Below are 19,141 nucleotides of genomic sequence, written 5' to 3'. Positions count from 1 at the left end.
GATCGCGGAACCCCGGTGCCCGCGGTCACGCCGGACGGGCCGGGGCCGCCCGGCGGCCTCCCGGGCGGGCGGCGGCGCGTCCCCGGCCCCCCGCCGATCCGGCGGTGATCCGGCCGGGCCGCCGCGCCCGTGAGGGGTGCGGCGGAGGTCCACGGCCTACACGTGGGGCAGGACCTCGGCGGCGATGAGCTCCAGGTGGTCCAGGTCCGACAGGTCCATCACCTGGAGGTAGACCCGCTCGGCGCCCAGCTCGGCGAACCTGCCGAGCTTGTCGACCACCTCCGCCGGGGTGCCCGCCAGGCCGCTCGCGCGCAGTGCGGCGAGGTCCTGTCCGGCGGCCTCGGCCCGGCGCGCCACCTCGGCCTCGTCGGAGCCGACGGCGACGGTCTGGGCGGCCGAGAGCACGATCTTCGAGCGCCCCTCCGCCTCGCACGCCTCCCGGACCCGGCCGAAGGCCAGCCCGGTGTCGTCCAGGGTGTGGAAGGGCAGGTTGTACTCGTCGGCGAAGCGCGCGGCCAGCCGCGGGGTGCGCTTGGCGCCGAACCCGCCGATGATGATCGGCGGCCTGGGGCTCTGCACGGGCTTGGGCAGCGCCGGCGAGTCCGCCAGCCGGTAATGGGCGCCCTCGAAGGAGAACTTCTCCCCCGCGGGCGTGGTCCACAGGCCGGTGAGGATCTCCAGCTGCTCCTCGAAGCGGCCGAAGCGCTCACCCATCGGCGGGAACGGGATCCCGTACGCGGTGTGCTCGGCGTCGAACCAGCCGGTGCCCAGGCCCAGCTCGACCCGGCCCCCGCTCATCCGGTCCACCTGGGCCACGCTGATCGCCAGCGGGCCGGGCAGCCGGAAGGTGACCGGGGTGACCAGGGTGCCGAGCCTGATCGTGGAGGTCTCCCTGGCCAGGCCCGCGAGGGTCACCCAGGCGTCGCTGGAGCCGGGACCGGGGTCGCCCGGCCCGATCCGCATGTAGTGGTCGGAACGGAAGAAGGCGTCGAACCCCAGACGCTCGGCGGTCCGCGCGACCGTCAGCAGTTCGTCGTAGGTGGCGCCCTGCTGCGGTTCGGTGAAGATCCTCAACTTCATGAACCCCATTATCCGGGCACTCCGGACGGCATCCGCAGAAAGCCCGCGCGGCGGCGGGGCGCTTGCTAGCGTTCAGACTTCCGGTCCGCTCTGTAGCGGCTCATGCACTCAAAGCGACGGATCGACGCCGTGGAGAAGGTGGAACCCATGCCGGTGGCGACAGACCACTCCGCCGCTCGCCGGACCCGCGAGCCGGGCACCCCTCCCCGATCGCTGGTCGCGCTCGCGGCGGCCGCGCTCGTCACCGGGACCGGCTTCGCCGTCTGGCTCCTGCCGGCCGGGACCGGCGGGCGTCCGGCGGCCGGGCAGGCCCCCCACCCCAGGGTCGGCCCTCCCCGGCTGACCACCCTGCCCGCGGCCGACCAGGCCCCCGGAGCGCCCCTCTCCCCGCGCGCCTCCGTCCGCCCGTCGGGCTACGTGCCGTTCGTCGACACCGGCGACGGGCCGCTCTCCAACCTGACCAGGACCGCCCGGCAGGGCGGCGTCCGCTGGTTCACCCTCGGCCATCTCACCGCCGGACCGGACGGCTGCACGGCCGAGTGGGCCGGCGGCCGGCAGCGGCCCGGCGGCCCGGTCGCCGGCCGCCTGGGCCGCCTGCGCGCGGCCGGCGGCGACGCGGGCCTGGCCTTCGGCGGTCCGGCCGGCCGCGAGCTGGCCACCGCCTGTACCGACCCCGGCCGCCTCGTCGCCGCCTACCGCCGGGCGGTCGCCGCCTTCGGGGCCACCTACGTCGACTTCGAGGTCCGGGACCCGGGTGACGGCGAGACCGTGCTGCGCCGCGCGGGCGCGATCGCGGCCCTCCAGCGGGAGGCCGCCGCGCGGGGCCGCCCGCTCACCGTGAGCTTCACCCTGCCGGTGTCCGGGACGGGCCTGACGCCAGGCGACCAGACGATGCTCCGTTCCACCCGGGAGGCCGGCGCCGAGATCGCCGCCGTCAACCTCCTCGCCCCGCTCCAGGCCGCCGCCGGCGGCCGGTCGGACCTGCGCGCCGTCGCCGCGGCCGTCCGCGCCGCCCACCCCCAGGTGGCCGGCTCCCTCGCCGAGCCCACCGCCTGGCACAGGATCGCCCTCACCCCGGTCCTGACCGGCCCCCAGGACCTCACCGCGACCGACGCCCGCAAGCTGACCGCCTTCACCGCCCGCAACGGCCTGGCCTGGCTCTCCACCCGGGGCGCCGCCCCCACCCCCGAGGTCGCCCGGCTCCTCGCGGCCGTCTCCCCCTAGACAGCTACCCCCAGCAGGGTTATAACTGGGTTATAACCCTTTACTAACCCTACAAGGGGGCGTGATGCCGAAGATCAACGTCTATCTACCCGACGACCTGGCCGAGGCGGTGAGAGAGTCGGGGGTGCCGGTCTCGGCCATCTGCCAGCGCGCCCTGGAGCAGGCCGTACGGCGGGTCACCGCCATCCGGGAGACGGCGCTGGGCAGCCCCGACCTCGACGACCCGGCGGCCCGCCTGACCCACTTCACCGAGCGTGCCCGCGCCGCAATCAAGCTCGCGGTGGAACGGGCGCGCGCCGAGGGGACGGCCGAGGTCGGCACCGAGCATCTGCTGGGCGGCATGCTGGCCGAGGGGAGCAACCTGGCCCTGCACATCCTGCGCGCCATGGAGATCGACCCCGACCACGTACTGCGCGAGCTGGAGCGGCCGGCCTCCGGCACGCCCTCCGCCGCGCCGGGCGACTCCCCGCTCCAGTTCAGCCGATCCGCGGCGGGGGCCCTGGAGCTGGCCGTCGTCGACGCGACCGGCATGGGGCACAACTACGTCGGCTGCGAGCACCTGCTCCTCGGGCTGATCGCCGAGCCCGAGGGGGCCGGCGGCCGGATCCTGCGGAGCCTCGGCGCCGAACCCCGGCTGACCCGCCGCACCGTCACCGCCGCCCTGGCCGGCTACGTCCACCTCCGGGCGCAGACACAGGCCGCCGGCGCCCCGGCCGACTCGGCCGCGGCCCTGTCCGCCGCCATCCGCCAGGAACTGGGGCCGGTCCTCCAGCGGCTGGACCGGCTGGAGGCGCGGCTGGGCGAGGAGTGAGCCGGCCCTGGTCGGCGCCGTTGACCAGCAGGGCCACGCACTCCACGTGGTGGGTCGTCGGGACCACGTCGAATTAACGTCGCCGCAGGTCGGAGTGGGGTAACCGGCTCACGATCGCTCTCCGCGCGCTCCCGGTGCGCGTTGATCTTGAACTACGCGCCCTCCATCGGCGTCGTCACCTCGGCATGGACAACTTCGTTCTGCGCCTCGACCGGCATCCACGCGGTTTCAGTGTGCGGCGTGCCTCGCCGCACCGGTGGCCGGGGCTCGCCCATCACACCTGTTGAAGCTCAGGGGATGTACACCTCGTAGTAGAAACCCGCCAGATAAGGGCCACCCCCGCGGAACCAGTGACAGTAGACGAGCCCGGTGTATTGACCGTTCTGCGCAGCGTCCTCGTAGGCGAGGTCGCAGGCGGCCAGGGTCTGGTAGGGGCCCTGCAGGTACCAGTCCGGTGTCGGCCAGCCCCCGGAGGCCACGGCCGCGCCGGTCTGGGTGGCGGCGAAGGCGGGGGTACTGGCCAGGACACTGGCGCCCAGCGCCACGGCGAGTACAGCGGAATGTAATCGGCGGATCTTCATTGTGGGTGACTCCTCATTCGGGAAGGAGAACACCTTCAGAGGAGCACCGGCTACCGGGCTTGAGGAGATACCGGTTCTCCATATTTCGGCCATGATGGCGCTCTGGGAAGCGGCGCGGGCCTGGAACGCGTACGTTGAGGAGAACAGCCACATCGGGCGGTGACCTATTCGGATGGTCAACCAAGCCGCCTCGTCCTACTAGGAGGGACCATGGCTCTTAGTCGCCTTGCGCGCGAATTCGCTGCAGAGATCGCAAACCACGACTGGAGCGACGCCACAGAGCGGCTGGATCGCGCCGGTCACAGGCGGGAGTGGGACTCGAAGGTAAGCGGTGAGCCTCCTCTCACCGTCAAGGAGACCCGCTGCGTGAAGACCAACGTCATGTGGGTGACCGCGCAAGTTCTCGGGCACGCAGACCCGAACTTCGACATCCACGAGTTCGCCCGTCTGTGCGGTGTGACCGGCTTGTCTCCCCTATCGCTGGAGAACGGGCTTCGCCGGGATCCCAACGGTAACTACCTGCAGGCTCCTCCGGTCGCATAGCGCCTGGTGTCCGCGACAGAACGGCCTCGTCCTCTACGGAGGGCGGGGCCGTTCCTGCATGTCTGGACTCAGATCGTGCCTGCCATCTCCACCAGGCGAGCGGTCGGTAGCGCGGACCGGTCACGCCAGGCGAAGGCCGACACCTCCTCCTCCTGGATCGACACCTCGCCGGCCTTCACCCAGAAGGCGAACCGGAAGTCCGCGTGCCAGTGCGCGGGCTCACCCTTGACCGGGTTGGCGGGAATCTCGTGGATATCCACGTCGAGCGGCACGATGTCGTGCGCCGGCGGGGAGACCGCGTGCTGCCAGGGAATGCCGGTCTCCTCCTCCAGCTCCCGCAGCGCGGCGCCGTACAGACTGAGGTCCTCCGGCTCGACGTGCCCGCCGGGCAGCAGCCAGCGGTTCAGCGCCCGGTGGTGGATCATCAGCACCTGCCCGGCGTCGTTGATCGCGGCGGCGCTGCACGTGACGTGCAGGGGGAGAGACTTGCGGGAGGTGAGGTCGTGGTCGCCGGCCAGCGCGTCGGTCAGCGGCGCGACGTCCTCGACGCGGCCCGGGTGGGCGGCGAGGTAGCGGTCCAGGACGGCGCGGATCTCGTCACGAGAGACTGTCATGACACCCCATCGAAGTAGCTGAGCCACTGGGCGGCAATCGACTGCCGGATATCGGCCGGAACCTCATGCATGCCCGTGTCGTGCTCGGTGGAGGCGAGAAGCGCGAGAGCGGCGATGATCTCGGCCTGGACGAGGAAGATGAACGCGCCCACGCTCGCGCCGTGCAGGAAGTTGACGGCGTTGCCGTCGGCCAGGACGTAGAAGTAGTGGCCGGTACGGGCGTACCGGGTGACGTGCGGCTCGACCCGAGCCCGGTCGTAGAGCCCATCGAGGGCGCCGAGCTCCAGTTCGTCGTCGGAGCTGGTGACGGAGGCGATGTAGGCGCCGTTGGCGACCCGGCCGAAGTCCTCCTCCCGCAGCGCCATGTTGCCGGTGGCGCACACCACCAGGCCCGCGCCGGCGAGGGCGTCGGCCAGGGTGGGGGTGGTGCGGTACCCCTGGGAGAGGGCCTGGGCCCGCCGGACCGGGTCGAGGTCGAACACGCGGACGGGGATGTGCTTGGCGTGCAGCATCGCCGCGATGCTGCGGCCCAGCTTGCCGTAGCCGATGACGGCGGCAGGCCGGCCGTGCAGGATGTCGCCGCGGGCCCGCACGAGCGCCTCCGTGGAGAAGACGACGGACTGGCCGACGAGGTAGTCCTCCGGGTCCTTCAGGGGGCTGCGGGCGACGCTGTAGACCGGGCACGGGGGCTTGTCGAGCTGGGCGTAGCGCTGATGGCCGTTCTCGGTGTCCTCGACGACGCCGACGATCTGCCCGGAGAACTGGGCGCACAGGTGGTCCAGGGCGGGGGCGAAGTAGCCGCCGACGTCGAGCAGGACGAGGCGCTGACCGGCTGCCCGTGACTCCAGGTAGGTGAGGGTCTGGGCGGGGTCGGCGAAGCGGCTGCGGTCGAGCTGGTCGACGGGCATGACGCCGCTGATTTCGCGGAGCGCTGCGGTGTCGATCGACTTCGGCTTGGGGAGTACGGCGGCGACGTTGGCGAGGCGGGCGACGGCGCGCAGGAATGCCGGTCGCTCGGGGAGCAGGTGGGTGACGACGACGGCGGAGACGCCGCGGTGAGGGGTGGGGCGGAGCTCGGTGACTCTTCGGAAGAAGGCGTCTACCCGGGACTTCTCGAAGTCCTCTTGCATGGTCCACCTCCGGGAACAGGATTAGGTAACTACCTAACGCAGAGTGTTAGCACGCGTACAGCTTCCGTCAATAGGTAGTGATGTAATGAGTATCCGAAAGAGGTGAGAACGACATGACCCGCTGGCAAGACGTTGCCGACGACCTCCGCACCGCCATCCTGAACGGCACCTACCCGCCCGACAGCACGATCCCCAAAGAGGAGCAGCTGGAGGCGCGATACGACTGCAGTCGCACCATGATCCGCCGTGCTGTCGCCCAGCTCACCAAGGAAGGGCTCCTGCGGCCGGTCCGCAAGGGCGGCACTTACGTGCAGCAACACCCCGCCCGGCAGCGCCTCACCCTCGACACCGGCGCTTATCGCGATGAGCTCGGCTACTTCTTCGCAGCGGCCACGCAGCCCCTGCGCCCCCTGCAGCCTCCCACCGTGACTGAGGGACCCTGCCCGCCGGACCTGGTTGCCCTGCTCGGCCTGGAGACCGGCGCCTCAGTGGTAATCCGCGACCGCGTCATGGGCGACCCGGGCGCCGGCCGGGCCGTGCAGCTCGCCACGTCGTATCTGCCGGCGGATCTCGCCGCCGGCACCGTGCTCGCCGAGGCCGACACCGGCCCGGGCGGCATCTACGACCGCATGGAGCAGGATCTCGGCTGGGGTGTCCTGGAGTGGGCGGGCGCCATCTCCGCGCGTGCAGCCACCCCAGAGGAGACCAGCCTGCTCGGTCTGGCGCCGGGGGTGCCGGTGCTGTGCGTCACCCGCACGACGACCGCGACCGCGGGGCCGACAGCGGGGCGGGTGGTCGAGGTCAACGTCACCCGACGCGACGCGTCGAGGTTCGAGGTCGGCTACCCCATCGTGCGCGAGTAGGCACCGGACATGACGAAGCCCCCGCCCGTGCGGATGCTGTTGGCGAATCCTGAGACACGATCACCCTGCCTATGATGACTAAATGTAATCAACCCATCACGGACAGGCGGCCGCGATCGGGAGGTTCGGTGTCCTTGCATCCATCTGAGCCGGCAATCATTTCCCAACAAGATCAGGGTTGGGCATACAGGCCACACTCAAGGCGGGCGACGTGGCCGTCATCAGCGAACTGGCCGAGAGCGTTGCGGACCGAGCCGAGCCGGACCGGCTTGCCGCCGTCCTCCAGCACAGCGGCCAGGATGTCGTCGGCGCTCATCGCGTTCTCGGCGGCACCGAGGGCGGCCAAGATACGGCCCTCCAGGCGGCCGGCCTTCCTGCCACTGCCGGCTGGAGCAGTGACCGCCTGCTGCTTCTGTTCCTGTTCGGCCTGTAAGACGCGACACAACGCGGCCATGGCGACGGCGTCACGGCGGACGGCGTACGCCTCGCCCGCAGTCGCGTGGGAGGCGACCTCCAGGCGGGCATGCCCCCCGAGCCGTACAGGACGAGGATCTCCGGGTCCAGACCCGGCGTCGGCGCGATGGAGCCGATGCGCAGGTGTCGCATCATCGAGGTCGGATGCGGGCCGGATAGCACGCACCCAGTGCCCTGGCGCTCAGGGCGTCGTCCTCGTCGCCGCCGGGGTTCAGGGCGAACTGGCCGGTGAGGGTGCGCGGGCGAAGCGTCTTTGGGATGGGCATGAGCTGCTCGCCAGCAGGCAGTAGCCCAGCCGAGACGAGCTGCCGCATCATCCGCACCCGAAGGCGCCCTACTGCGGCAGTTCCCCGCTGGCCAAGGCGAGCCCGGCGAGCAGGCCACTGTACGGGAAACACTGGAGGAGACCGGCCTCGATGTTGTTGCTATCGAGACCCTCGGCGAGCACATCCACCCGGCGACTAGCTGCCGGATGATCCATGTGGCGCGCGAGGCCCTCGATTACACGGCTGCGGACGAGCTGGACGCGGTGAAGTGGTGCGATCATGCGAGGACGATGGAGCTGTAGCACTCCCGTTCCTTGAGCCCGTCCAGGAGTATCTCAACGCTGCGCTCGACTAGCTCGCAGACCAGGAAGGGCGGCCTACACCTGCGGAATGATCTTCTACCAGAAGATCCACAGAAACTACGCACGATGATCCCTAAGGTGTGCAAGAATCGGACAGAGGTGACGTTGAAGCCTTTTTGGCACACCGACGCCGCTTGCTCCCTTCCGCGCCCTCCCATCGCCCTGACCCCACGCGACCCCTCGCAGATTCACACGGAACCTCGCGGAACGTAATTGGTCTGCATGAACCATCCATGGTTCACAGGCACCCAACAAGAGGATGCCGCTTGAGCGCTATATCTGAATCAGATTCAGATATGAAAGGGATATAAGAAAGGCATTTTCGCAGGTCAGCGCCACATCAATGCTCAAGGAACTTGTCCACGAAGGGAGTCCGGGACCCCTAGGACGCCTCGCGACACCCTCTTCGCAGAAAAGCTGTATTGTTACCCCAACAACGAAAAAGCCCGACCCCTCGGCAAAGGGATCGGGCTCTCGTAGAACAACCGGACCTGGGTCCAAGCGCTGTTCTGGCATGTCAACACTGCCCAGTGTAGCGCTCTGCCGCTGAGCGGTCCCCGGGTCCGGCGACCATCCACGTCTCACGACAGCGAGGAAGCCCCCGTGTCCGACAGCAAGAACTTCTCCATGAGCGTGACCGTCCCCGAAAGCTGGGGCCGGCAGGTGCGGGTCATCATCATCACGATCGTGGTGGTGGCGCTTGTGGTGGCGTATGGCCGCGAGGATCTGCTCGCGCTCCTGGCGCGCCCGTAAATCCTTGGGCCCTTCACTTCGGCCAGGGCTCACCGCCCGTTCCACTCCGCATTCGCGGGGATGATCCATGACCACACGAAGGGCCTCCGCCGCGCGGCGGAGGCCCTTCGCTTCGGCGGCCCGCTTCCCCCTCCAAGGGCGTGGCCGCCGTTCCGACCGGGACCCGGGTGATGCCGGGTGCGCGCATGCCCGGCGGACGTCAGGGAAATGCAGGCCGCGCGGCCCACTGCACTGACCGAGCCATAGGAAGATGACGTACAGGTAGCCCGTCGCGCTGTTGATCCGGAGGATGTGGTGGCCACAGTGCGCGCAGATCTACCGGCCCAAGGCGTGCCAGGCGGCCATGAACTCCTCCCGCGTCATGCGGCTCATGCGCCGACCGCACGTTTACCTGACTATGCATAGCTATGGCTATGAGCTGCCACGAGTCGCTATGAGCGCAGCTCAGGCCCTACGTACAGTCATGATCATGTTCAAGTACGACCCGCCCAGCCGAAGTGGCGCCAGATCTACGCCGTCATCAAGGAGCGCATCGAGGCCGGCGAGTATCCGCCGAAGAGCTTGATCTCCGAGGTGCGGCTCGAATCCGAGTTCGGCGTCGCCCGGGTCACGATCCGTAAGATGACCGCGCAGCTTCGCGAGGACGGGCTGATCATCACGACGCCCGGCGTGGGATCGTTCGTCGCCGAGCCGGCCGAACAGTAGCCCGGACAGCGGAGAGCCCCGGTCCTTCCCGGACCGGGGCTCTCGCACAGGACGAACAGCTGGTCGGCCGCCACGGAGTGGGGATCCGCGGCGGCCGGAGATCATGAGGTGGACGGACACCGTATGTCGCTCACGGCTATGACGTCCAGGTCGCCCCGATTGCTCACAGGTCCGGTCCGGGAGCCGGAGCAGCCCCCAGATGCCCCAGTGAGGCACGGACACCCTTAGGCGCACGTCAGAGCCCACAAGACCTTCAGACGGCTCCTGTGGGCGCCCAGAGGCTCGACGGGCCACAGTGAGGGTTCCGCTCCCCGTCCGGCCGACCGGTGGCCGATCACATGGCTCTGCGAACGACGCACCGCGACCGGATCGGTCCCGGCGCGCTTTCATGATCGTGCGCTCTCCGTGCGCCATGATCTTGTTCTGCCGTGGGTGACGCCGGGGTTCGGTGAGACATCACGTGTTGCGTTTTCGCCGGTCAGCGCCTAGATCGAATCGCTGACCAGCAGGGCCACGCACTCCACGTGGTGGGTCATCGGGAAGGCGTCGAAGGCGCGCAGGTCGGCGAGGCGGTAGCCGTGCTCGGCGAGCCAGGCGAGGTCGCGGGCGAGGGTGGCCGGGTCGCAGGAGACGTAGACGATCCGGGTGGCCCGGAGGGTGGCGATCCGGTCGACGACCTCGCGCCCCAGACCGGCCCGGGGCGGGTCGACGACGACCAGGTCGGCGCGTTCGATGTCGAAGCGGTCGAGGGCGTGCTCGACACGGCCCCGGGCGAAGCTCGCCTGCGGCAGGTCCCGGAGGTTGCGTTCGGCGTCGCGCACGGCCACGGCCTCGGACTCGACGCCGAACACGGCGCCCTCCGGGCCGACGGCCTCGGCCAGCCCCGCGGCGAACAGGCCCACGCCGCAGTAGAGGTCCAGGGCCCACTCCCCCGGCTGCGGGGCGGCGAGGTCCAGAACGGTGGCCAGCAGCGTGGCCGCGGCGCCGGGGTGGACCTGCCAGAAGCCGCTGCCGGTGATCTGGAAGTCGCGGTCGCCGACGCGCTCGGTGAGATGGTTGCTGCCGTGGACCACGCGGGTGCGGCCCTTGCCCTCGTCCACGAAGACGGCCACGCCCGTGTCGAGGTCGGGCACGGCCACCGTACGGCGGGGCTTGGGGGCGACCACGACGGCCTGTTCCCCGGTGCTGGAGGCGATGACCTCGACCGAGGAGGCGTTGCGCCAGTTCATGACCTCGGCCCCGACGTTCTCCACCTCGGGGTGGGCGATCAGGCAGGCGTCCACCGGCTCGATGTCGTGGGAGCGGTGGCGGCGCAGGCCGAGGACGCCGTCACGGTCGACGGCGAACTGGACGCGGGTGCGCCAGCCGAGGCCGTCGGGGGCGCCGGGCACCTCCTCCACGATGCCCTTCCACTCGATCCCGGCCAGCCGCCGCAGCTGCTCGGCGACCACGTCGGTCTTCAGCAGGCGCTGGGCGTCGAGCGAGGCGTGCTGCCAGTCGCAGCCGCCGCAGCGGCCGGGGCCGGCGAACGGGCACGGCGGGGTCACCCGGTCGGCGGAGGGCTCCAGGATCTCGACCGCGTCGGCCCGCAGGAACCGGCTGGTCTCCTCGGTGATCTCCGCCAGGACGCGCTCGCCGGGCAGGGCGTGCCGTACGAAGACCACCCGGCCGTCATGGCGAGCGACGCACCAGCCGCCGTGCGCGACCGGTCCCACCGTCAGTTCGATCGCCATGCCATGTCCTCGCAGTCCGTCGTCGTTCGAGCCTCCCTGTGGCCAGGAGTACATACGAAAGGTTATGCCTTGCCGTCCTCGCCCCGGGCCATCCCGTCACGGGGGGCCGCGCCGTCTCCTCACGGGTACCGCGCCGTCTCCTCACGGGGTGCCGTGCTGCGGGCGGGGCCCCTCCGCGGTCCCGTCGCCGGCCGCCTGTCCCCGGGCCGCCTCGTCGTGGCGCGCCTCGTCGCCGGCCGCCTCGCGCTCCCGGCGGCGGACGGCGTTGGGGGCGTAGCGCTCGGGGCGGCCCTTGAGGCGGTCGGAGGAGTGGAGTTGCCAGGGCACGCTGGTGACCATCACGCCGGGCTGGAAGAGCAGGCGGCCCTTGAGCCGCAGGGCGCTCTGGTTGTGCAGCAGGTGCTCCCACCAGTGGCCGACGACGTACTCCGGGATGTAGACGGTCACCACGTCGCGGGGCGAGCGGCGGCGCAGCGACTTGACGTACTCCAGGATCGGCCGGGTGATCTCCCGGTAGGGCGAGTCGAGCATCTTCAGCGGCACCGGGATGCCCCGCCGCTCCCACTCCTCCTGCAGCCCCCGGGCCTCCTCGCCCTCCACTCCCACGGTGATCGCCTCCAGGGTGGAGGGCCGGGTGGCGCGGGCGTAGGCGAGGGCGCGCAGGGTCGGCTTGTGAATCTTGGAGACCAGGACGACGGCGTGGTTGCGCGCGGGCAGCATCGTCTCGTCCACCTCGGCGTCCTCCGACACCGCGAGCTCCTGGGCCACGTTGTCGTAGTGGCGGTGGATGGCCTTCATCATCAGGAACAGCACCGGCATGGCCACGCAGACGATCCACGCGCCGTGGGTGAACTTGGTCAGCAGCACGACCACCAGCACCACGCCGGTCATGACGCCGCCGAAGAAGTTGATGACCCGCGAGCGCCTCATCTGCGCGCGGACCTTCCGGTCGGTCTCGGTCCGCAGGTGCCGGGTCCAGTGCCGGACCATGCCGATCTGGCTCAGCGTGAACGACACGAAGACGCCCACGATGTAGAGGTTGAGCAGGCGGCTGACGTCGGCCTGGAACCCCCACAGCAGCAGGCAGGCGGCAGCGGCCAGGATGACGATGCCGTTGGAGAACGCCAGCCGGTCGCCCCGGGTGTGCAGCTGGCGGGGGAGGAAACGGTCCTGGGCCAGGATGGAGCCGAGCACCGGGAAGCCGTTGAAGGCGGTGTTGGCGGCGAGGAACAGGATCAGCGCAGTGACGGCGGCGATGACGAAGAAGAACAGCGACCCGCTGCCGAAGACCGCCTCGGAGACCTGGGCGATGATCGGCGGCTGGTAGTAGCCGGGCCCGGCGGGCCGGCCGTCGATGAGCACACCGTGGGCCGCGGTGGCGGGGTCGGTGAGCTTGACGCCGGAGGCCAGGCCGAGCGTGATGATGCCGACGAACATGGTCACCGACACCAGGCCCATCATCAGCAGCGTGTTGGCGGCGTTCTTGCTCTTGGGCTTACGGAAGGCGGGCACGCCGTTGCTGATCGCCTCGACGCCGGTGAGCGCGGCGCAGCCGGAGGAGAACGCCCGCAGGATCAGGAAAGCCGCCGCGAAGGACGTCAGGTTGGCCTGTTCGGCGACGATCTCGTAGTCGGCGGTGGGCGCGCGCAGCTCGTCGCCCAGCACCAGCAGCCGGAAGCCGCCCCACACGACCAGGCCGATGACCGCGAACATGAACGCGTAGGTGGGGATGGCGAAGGCGACGCCGGACTCGCGGATGCCTCGGAGGTTGACCACCGTCAGCACGACGACGATGGCGATCGCGACCGTCGGCTTGTGCTGGGCGACGTACGGGATCGTGGCGCCCACGTAGTCGACGCCGTTGGCCACCGACACCGCGACGGTGAGGACGTAGTCGACCATGAGGGCGCTGGCGACGGTCAGGCCGGCGTTCTGGCCCAGGTTGACGGTGGCGACCTCGTAGTCTCCGCCGCCGCTGGGATAGGCGTGCACGTTCTGCCGGTAGGACGCCACGACCGTGAGCATCACCAGGACGACGGCGACCGCGACCCACGGGGCGAAGCCGTAGAAGGAGATCCCGGCGATGGAGAGGATGACAAGGATCTCCTGCGGCGCGTAGGCCACCGAGGAGAGCGCGTCGCTCGCGAAGACGGGCAGTGCGATCCGTTTGGGGAGCAGTTGCTCATGCAACTGCGTGCTACGCAGCGCACGCCCGATGAACAGGCGCTTGACAAGGTCCGTCACCTTTGACACGTCTGCCGATGCTAGTCCTCATCCACCCGCCCCGCTGACGCGGCACTCCCTCAGCGGGCCATACTGACTAAGTACATCGGGAACAAGATCCGCCTCAACGCGACCGGCGGGGGAGCATGCATATCGTGATCATGGGGTGTGGCCGAGTGGGTTCGACCCTGGCGCACATCCTGGAGGACAGCGGCCACTCGGTCGCGATCATCGACCGGGATCCGCAGGCGTTCCGCCGCCTGCGGGCCGGTTTCCGAGGTCGCCGGGTGACCGGGATCGGCTTCGACCGCGACGTCCTGGAAGAGGCCGGCATCGAGTCGGCCGGCGCCTACGTGGCGGTGAGCAGCGGCGACAACTCCAACATCATCTCCGCCCGGGTCGCACGCGAGACGTTCGGCGTGGACAACGTGGTGGCCCGCATCTACGACTCCCGGCGCGCCGAGGTCTACCAGCGGCTGGGCATCCCCACCGTCGCCACGGTCCGCTGGACCGCCGACCAGATCCTGCGGCGGGTGCTGCCCGAGGGCGCCGAGCCGCTGTGGCGCGACCCGACCGGGTCCGTCGTGCTGGCCGAGGTGGCCTACCACCCGGGCTGGATCGGCACCAGGACCAAGGACCTGGAGGAGGCCGCGGGCACGCGCATGGCGTTCGTCAACCGGATGGGCGAGACCCTGCTGCCCAGGAACGACTCCGTGGTGCAGGAAGGCGACATCCTGCACGTCATGGCGGTCGAGAGTGACATGGACCGCATCAACAAGGTGCTGTCCGGTGCGCCGGAGGAGGGTCACTGATGCGCGTCACCATCGCGGGTGCCGGAGCCGTCGGCAGGTCCATCGCCGCCGAGCTCCTGGAGAACGGCCACGAGGTCCTGCTCATCGACATCGACCCCAAGGCCATCAAGATCGACACGGTGCCGCGGGCGGAGTGGCTGCTCGCCGACGCCTGCGAGATCTCCTCGCTGGACGAGGCGGGCCTGGCCGACTGTCACGTGGTCGTCGCCGCCAGCGGCGACGACAAGGTCAACCTCGTCGTGTCGCTGCTGGCCAAGACGGAGTACGGCGTGCCGCGCGTGGTCGCCAGGATCAACCACCCCAAGAACGAGTGGCTGTTCAACGAGTCGTGGGGCGTGGACGTGGCCGTCTCGACCCCGCGCCTGCTGAGCGCCCTGGTCGAGGAGGCGGTGAGCGTCGGCGACCTGGTCCGGCTGATGACCTTCCGTCAGGGCCAGGCCAACCTGGTGGAGCTCACCCTGCCCGAGGACGCGCCGGTCGTCGGCCAGCGCGCCGGTTCGGTGCCGTGGCCGACCGACACCGCCCTGGTCGCGATCCTGCGCGAGGGGCGGGTGCTGGTGCCCACCGCCGACGACCCGCTGGAGGCCGGCGACGAGCTGATGTTCGTGGCCAGCCAGGAGGTCGAGGAGGAGCTGGCCCGGCTCCTGTCGGCGCACCGCTCCATCCACTGACCGCGCCGGTCCCGTACGGCGTCGCCGTACGGGACCGGGGGCCGTCAGGAGGGCCGGACGCCCATCCCGGAGCGGGACGGGCCGCCTCGGACCTCAGGGCCGGACGGGCGGCCTTCGGGGCCGGGCGGGCGGCCTCAGGCCAGCACGGACGGCCTCAGGGCCAGCACGGACGGCCTCAGGGCAGGGCGGGCGGCCGGACCGGGGTCCGGCCCCTGGCCAGCAGCCACACCATGGCGGCGAGGGCCGCGACCTGCAGCGGCCAGCCCATCACGATCTTGAGGATGCCCAGCTCGGCGACCGCGTCGTCCCCGCCGATCAGGTAGACGGGCAGCTGCACCGCCACCCGGACCACGCACGGGACCATCAGCATCCAGGTGAGCTTGGAGCAGAGCCGCACCACGGCCGGGTCCTTGCGCCAGCCCGTCGGGTCGCCGGTGACAGACCCGATCATGAAGCCCACCACCGGCCACCGGGTGATGACGGATATCAGCATCGCCACCGAGTAGGCGGCGTTGTAGAGGATGCCGGGCAGGTAGACGTCACGGGCGTCGCCGGTGCGGGAGGCGAAGAACGCGCCGATGCCGATGCCGACGAGGCTGTTGAGGACGAACTGCGGCGTCGAGCGCTGCAGCACCCGCACGATCAGCAGCACCACCGCGGCCGAGATGCTGACGATCAGGGACGTCTTCAGCTCCGAGGTGGCGATCCACATCCCGGTGAAGGTGATCGTGGGCACGGCGGCCTCGATGATGCCGCGCACCCCGCCGAAGGCCTTGGCGAGCTGGACGCGCATCGCGGCCTCCACCGTGTCGTGCGCGGTGGTCTCATCGCTGGTGGTCATCTTCTCGCTCACCGCTCCGTGGTCGTCGATCGCTCACGCACCGCCCGCCGGACGTAGCTCGTATCGGGGGTTGAACATCACCTTGCGCCCGTCCTGCACGCTGACGAGCCCCTCGGCCAGGACCATCCGGCCGGGCTCTATCCCAGCGATCTTCCGGCGGCCCAGCCAGATCAGGTCGATCACATCCGAACCATCGTAAAGCTCCGCTTCGAGCGCGGGTGCGCCGCCGCGGGGCCTCAACGTCACGGTCCGTAGCGTACCGGTAACGCAGAACCGGCGGCGGGCGCCGCACGAGACGATGGGTGTGGCGCCATGACGATCGAGGTCCTGCTGGAGTTCGGTGGCCTCCAGCTCCGCCTGACTTGTCGTCAGCCGCCGGAAAAAGCCCCGAAACCCGCCCTGTTTATGCGGTTCCTGAGAACCCACGACCTCTCCTTCACATACGTGTTGAATCAGCGTACGCGATCCCCCACGTCAGCGGAGCTCGGCTATCTCCGGGCCTCGCTTGAACGGGTTGAGGTCGGGCACCTCGCCCCCGGCGGCCTGCTGCTCCACCGCCTGCCTGGCCTCCGGCGGGAGCCGCAGCTCGATCGCCTCCTTGGGCGCCATCGGCTCGTCCCCGCGGACCACCACGATGTCGCGGATGACCCCCTCCAGGGGCGCGGCCGCCTCGGCGTCCAGCGCGGCACGCCCGCTGATCACCGCGCGGAGGAACCAGCGCGGGCCGTCGACGCCGATGTAGCGGACCGGCTGGGCGACCCCGTCGGCCGGGACCTGCGCGGCCAGCTCGACGCCGAACGGCCCCTGCCGCTCCTCGGCCGTGCCACCGGCGCCCTTGACGCCCTCGGCGAGCTCGTCCCGCACCTCGTCCCAGATGCCGTTGCGCTTGGGCGCCGCGAACGCGTGCACCTGGAGGGCGCTCTCGCCGACCATGACGACCGCACCGACGATGTGGTCACCGGCCAGGTTCAGCTGGACCTCGAATCCCGGGTCGACCGGCAGGCGCATGCCGCCGAGGTCGACCCGTTCCCGCTCGGGATACGGCTCACCGGAGTCCCACGGGCCGGACTCGCGTGCCGGCTCCCGCTCGACCCGCTCGTCCTGCCCGGCCTCCCCGGCCACGGCCGGGGACTCTTCGCGACGGCGACGTCCGAACACTTCTCTCACGCTCCTTGTCGGGTTCGCTCTCTGTCAACGGCCGGTGGACCCGAACCCGTCGGCGCCCCGCGCCGATCCGGGCAACCGGTCCACCTCGTAGAACGCGGCCCTCTCCACCCGCTGGATCACCAGCTGCGCGACGCGGTCTCCCCTGCGCAGCCGTAGCGAGTCCTTGGCGTCGGTGTTGAGCAGCGTCACTTTGATCTCGCCCCGGTAACCCGCGTCCACGGTGCCGGGGGCGTTCACGAGCGTCACACCGTATTTGGCCGCCAGACCGGAACGCGGATGGACGAACGCGGCATACCCATCGGGCAGGGCGATCGCCACCCCGGTGCCCACCATCACCCGCTCCCCGGGGAGCAGCTCGACGTCCGCGGCGGCGTAGAGATCGGCGCCCGCGTCGCCCGGATGAGCGTAGGACGGCAGCGGCAGCCCGGCGTCGAGCCGGTGGATCAGCACCTCGACGTTGTCGGTCACGGATTCACCTCGTACTCGTGATGTTCGTCGATGAGGGCCTGGGCGTCACCGTGTTTGGCGAAGTGTTCCATGCCCACCTCGACGAAGAGCGCGGCGGCCCGCACGGCGACCGGGCCGTCCGGGGAGCCGGTCCGCCCCTCAGCCTCAAGGTACGCCTTCCGGCCGGACACGCCGGTGCACCAGGCGCGCAGGTGCAGCGTGGTGCCGACCGGGACCGGCGCGAGGTAGTCGGTCTCCAGCCGCCCGGTGACGTAGGGGCGCTGGAGGAGCCAGATGGACATGCCGATGACCTCGTCCATCGCCGCGGCCAGCACGCCGCCGTGCGCGAGGCCCGGCGCGCCCTGGTGCGCCTCCCCCACGGTGAACTCGGCGGTCACCGTGATCCCGTCGGGCGAGGTGGCGTTCAGATGCAGGCCGGTCGGGTGCTGGCCGCCGCAGCCGAAGCAGCGGCTGTAGTGCGGGCCGAGCGGGGTGCCGGGGGCGGGGGCGCCCGGCAGCGCCTGCGGCCGGACCGCTCCCGGGGGAGGGGTTGTCACGGTGGAACGGGTCACGGAGCAGAACGTTACCCCTTGGGCTGCGGTGATCCCTCATCCGCCGGACGGACCAGGGGGACCGGACGGAGCGGCCCGGCCGGCTCCGGCCCCTCGGACGGGCCGAGCGCCTCGGACGGGCCTGCCGGCTCCGCCGGCCCGGACGGCTGGACCGGACCGGCCGCCTCCGGCGGTCCGGGCGGCCCCGGCGGCTCGGGAGATGCCGTCCCGGCGGGCAGCGCGGCCGGTGGATCGCTTCTGAGCTCGGGCAGTGCCCGGTAGATCACGGCGGCGACCGGCACCGCCACCGCGGCCCCGGCGATGCCGGCCAGGATGCCGCCCACGGCCAGCACCAGGATGATCGCCAGCGGGTGGAAGCTCAGCGCCCGGCCGACGATCAGCGGCTGGAGCACGTGGTTCTCCAGCTGCTGCTCCACCACCAGGATGCCGAGGAAGATCAGGGCGTAGATCGGGCCCTTGGCGCCGAGCGTGACCAGGGTGGCGATCGCGCCGGCGAAGAAGATGCCGACGATGGGGATGAAGCTGGCCAGGAAGATCAACACTGCCAGCGGCGCCCAGAGCGGCACCCCCATCCCGGCGAGCACGATGCCCATGATCACACCGTGCACGGCGGCCACCGCCACCGTGCCCTGCACGTAGTGGGAGAGTGTCACCCAGGCGGCCCGCCCGGCCCGGTCGACGCGGGGCGCGGCCCCGCCGAAGCCCCCCAGGAACCACGACCAGATCCGGTCGCCGTCCTTGAGCAGGAAGAACATGACGAACAGCAGCAGCACGATGGAGGCCAGCACCTCCATCGCCACCGTGGCGCCGGTGAGCACCGTCTGGGTGATCTGGTTGCGCTGCGCGGTGACCTGCTGGGTGATCTCGTCGATCCACGTGGTGATCTGGTTCCGTTGCAGGTGCAGCGGCCCGGTGTAGAGCCACTGCTCCACGGTCTTGGCCGTCGCCCGCACCTGCTCGACCAGGCGCGGGAACTCGTCGTTGGCCCGCAGCCCGATGAACCAGCCGGTGCCGCCCAGCACCGCGAGCGCGACGAGCATGGTGAGCCACGTGGCGTAGATCGGCCGCATGCCCATCGCGCGGAGCCTGCGGGTGATCGGGAACAGCAGCGCGGTGAGCAGGAGCGCGACGGCCACCGGCAGGACCACGATGCGCAGCGTCGCGATGAACTGCGCGAAGTAGAAGACGGCCCAGCCGATGATGATCAGGCACAGGCACCATGTGGCCAGGCGGAGCAGAGTGCGCGGCACCAGCTGTGTCAGACGTTCC

General features: G+C 70.6%; 22 protein-coding genes. 10 read left to right on the top strand and 12 right to left on the bottom strand.

What is annotated here, in order from left to right; all coding sequences use genetic code 11:
* Window positions 1-156: 156 nt before the first annotated feature.
* Window positions 157-1,080, bottom strand: a complete 924-nt coding sequence (locus J2S55_RS29360) for an LLM class F420-dependent oxidoreductase (RefSeq protein ID WP_306867626.1) — start codon at window positions 1,078-1,080, stop codon at window positions 157-159.
* 147 nt (window positions 1,081-1,227) lie between these two features.
* Here J2S55_RS29360 and J2S55_RS29355 point away from each other — a divergent pair, with 147 nt between their 5' ends.
* Both J2S55_RS29355 and J2S55_RS29350 read left to right on the top strand, forming a co-directional pair.
* Window positions 1,228-2,304, top strand: coding sequence for a glycoside hydrolase family 18 protein (locus J2S55_RS29355; RefSeq protein ID WP_306867623.1), 1,077 nt, complete (start codon window positions 1,228-1,230; stop codon window positions 2,302-2,304).
* Window positions 2,305-2,368: 64 nt separating this feature from the next.
* The gene (locus tag J2S55_RS29350; protein ID WP_306867620.1) at window positions 2,369-3,115 is read left to right on the top strand and encodes a Clp protease N-terminal domain-containing protein; all 747 of its coding nucleotides are present in this window, start codon (window positions 2,369-2,371) and stop codon (window positions 3,113-3,115) included.
* Window positions 3,116-3,405: 290 nt separating this feature from the next.
* Here the strand turns inward: J2S55_RS29350 and J2S55_RS29345 are convergent, their stop codons facing one another.
* A complete protein-coding gene (locus J2S55_RS29345; protein WP_306867617.1) occupies window positions 3,406-3,696 on the bottom strand; it encodes a hypothetical protein in 291 nt (96 codons plus the stop codon).
* A 210-nt stretch (window positions 3,697-3,906) separates the two neighbouring features.
* Here J2S55_RS29345 and J2S55_RS29340 point away from each other — a divergent pair, with 210 nt between their 5' ends.
* Window positions 3,907-4,239, top strand: coding sequence for a hypothetical protein (locus tag J2S55_RS29340; protein ID WP_306867615.1), 333 nt, complete (start codon window positions 3,907-3,909; stop codon window positions 4,237-4,239).
* A 68-nt stretch (window positions 4,240-4,307) separates the two neighbouring features.
* On the opposite strand, the gene J2S55_RS29335 is transcribed toward J2S55_RS29340, so the two are convergent.
* On the bottom strand, window positions 4,308-4,853 hold the full coding sequence (locus tag J2S55_RS29335) for an NUDIX hydrolase (RefSeq protein ID WP_306867612.1): 546 nt from the start codon (window positions 4,851-4,853) through the stop codon (window positions 4,308-4,310).
* Window positions 4,850-5,983, bottom strand: coding sequence for an adenosylhomocysteinase (locus J2S55_RS29330; RefSeq protein WP_306867609.1), 1,134 nt, complete (start codon window positions 5,981-5,983; stop codon window positions 4,850-4,852). Before J2S55_RS29330 ends, J2S55_RS29335 begins: the two co-directional genes overlap by 4 nt.
* Before the next feature lie 113 nt (window positions 5,984-6,096).
* On the opposite strand from J2S55_RS29330, the gene J2S55_RS29325 reads away from it, so the two are divergent.
* The 5 genes from J2S55_RS29325 to J2S55_RS29305 all read left to right on the top strand — a co-directional run bounded on the left by J2S55_RS29325 (window position 6,097) and on the right by J2S55_RS29305 (window position 9,406).
* Window positions 6,097-6,846 carry a GntR family transcriptional regulator gene (locus J2S55_RS29325; protein WP_306867606.1) on the top strand — a complete coding sequence of 250 codons (750 nt, stop codon included), beginning with the start codon at window positions 6,097-6,099 and terminating at the stop codon, window positions 6,844-6,846.
* 211 nt (window positions 6,847-7,057) lie between these two features.
* The gene (locus J2S55_RS29320) at window positions 7,058-7,279 is read left to right on the top strand and encodes a hypothetical protein (RefSeq protein WP_306867604.1); all 222 of its coding nucleotides are present in this window, start codon (window positions 7,058-7,060) and stop codon (window positions 7,277-7,279) included.
* 378 nt (window positions 7,280-7,657) lie between these two features.
* Window positions 7,658-7,888, top strand: a complete 231-nt coding sequence (locus J2S55_RS48390) for an NUDIX hydrolase (RefSeq protein WP_370879802.1) — start codon at window positions 7,658-7,660, stop codon at window positions 7,886-7,888.
* A gap of 663 nt (window positions 7,889-8,551) precedes the next feature.
* Window positions 8,552-8,701, top strand: coding sequence for a hypothetical protein (locus tag J2S55_RS29310; RefSeq protein WP_306867600.1), 150 nt, complete (start codon window positions 8,552-8,554; stop codon window positions 8,699-8,701).
* Window positions 8,702-9,208: 507 nt separating this feature from the next.
* A complete protein-coding gene (locus J2S55_RS29305; protein ID WP_306875614.1) occupies window positions 9,209-9,406 on the top strand; it encodes a GntR family transcriptional regulator in 198 nt (65 codons plus the stop codon).
* Window positions 9,407-9,891: 485 nt separating this feature from the next.
* Here J2S55_RS29305 and J2S55_RS29300 read toward each other — a convergent pair whose 3' ends face one another.
* Together J2S55_RS29300 and J2S55_RS29295 are read right to left on the bottom strand one after the other, a co-directional pair.
* Window positions 9,892-11,139 (bottom strand): class I SAM-dependent RNA methyltransferase, encoded by a 1,248-nt coding sequence (locus tag J2S55_RS29300; protein WP_306867597.1) that lies wholly within the window; start codon window positions 11,137-11,139, stop codon window positions 9,892-9,894.
* A 141-nt stretch (window positions 11,140-11,280) separates the two neighbouring features.
* Entirely contained in the window at window positions 11,281-13,392 is a 2,112-nt protein-coding gene (locus J2S55_RS29295; RefSeq protein ID WP_306867594.1) for an APC family permease, read from the bottom strand.
* Between the two features lie 116 nt (window positions 13,393-13,508).
* Here J2S55_RS29295 and J2S55_RS29290 point away from each other — a divergent pair, with 116 nt between their 5' ends.
* Together J2S55_RS29290 and J2S55_RS29285 are read left to right on the top strand one after the other, a co-directional pair.
* Window positions 13,509-14,174, top strand: coding sequence for a potassium channel family protein (locus J2S55_RS29290; protein WP_306867592.1), 666 nt, complete (start codon window positions 13,509-13,511; stop codon window positions 14,172-14,174).
* Window positions 14,174-14,845 (top strand): potassium channel family protein, encoded by a 672-nt coding sequence (locus J2S55_RS29285; protein WP_306867589.1) that lies wholly within the window; start codon window positions 14,174-14,176, stop codon window positions 14,843-14,845. The genes J2S55_RS29290 and J2S55_RS29285 overlap by 1 nt, the downstream gene beginning before the upstream one ends.
* Window positions 14,846-15,020: 175 nt before the next feature.
* Here J2S55_RS29285 and J2S55_RS29280 read toward each other — a convergent pair whose 3' ends face one another.
* From J2S55_RS29280 to J2S55_RS29255, 6 genes are read right to left on the bottom strand one after another with little or no spacing between them, the layout of a single operon-like run.
* Complete coding sequence (locus J2S55_RS29280) at window positions 15,021-15,686, bottom strand: DUF3159 domain-containing protein (RefSeq protein ID WP_306875612.1); 666 nt, start codon at window positions 15,684-15,686, stop codon at window positions 15,021-15,023.
* A 33-nt stretch (window positions 15,687-15,719) separates the two neighbouring features.
* Entirely contained in the window at window positions 15,720-16,112 is a 393-nt protein-coding gene (locus J2S55_RS29275; protein ID WP_306867587.1) for an OB-fold nucleic acid binding domain-containing protein, read from the bottom strand.
* 48 nt (window positions 16,113-16,160) lie between these two features.
* Complete coding sequence (locus tag J2S55_RS29270; RefSeq protein WP_306867585.1) at window positions 16,161-16,844, bottom strand: DUF3710 domain-containing protein; 684 nt, start codon at window positions 16,842-16,844, stop codon at window positions 16,161-16,163.
* A gap of 33 nt (window positions 16,845-16,877) precedes the next feature.
* Window positions 16,878-17,321, bottom strand: coding sequence for a dUTP diphosphatase (gene dut, locus J2S55_RS29265; protein ID WP_306867582.1), 444 nt, complete (start codon window positions 17,319-17,321; stop codon window positions 16,878-16,880).
* A complete protein-coding gene (locus J2S55_RS29260; protein WP_306867579.1) occupies window positions 17,318-17,872 on the bottom strand; it encodes a PaaI family thioesterase in 555 nt (184 codons plus the stop codon). The genes dut and J2S55_RS29260 overlap by 4 nt, the downstream gene beginning before the upstream one ends.
* 11 nt (window positions 17,873-17,883) lie before the next feature.
* On the bottom strand, window positions 17,884-19,122 hold the full coding sequence (locus tag J2S55_RS29255; protein WP_306867576.1) for an AI-2E family transporter: 1,239 nt from the start codon (window positions 19,120-19,122) through the stop codon (window positions 17,884-17,886).
* Window positions 19,123-19,141 lie beyond the last annotated feature (19 nt).

It is taken from the genome of Streptosporangium brasiliense, assembly GCF_030811595.1.
In the GTDB taxonomy this organism is placed as follows: Bacteria; Actinomycetota; Actinomycetes; order Streptosporangiales; family Streptosporangiaceae; genus Streptosporangium; species Streptosporangium brasiliense.
The sequence above is the reverse complement of the archived record's forward strand: the minus strand, read 5'-3'. Positions and strand labels throughout refer to the sequence as shown.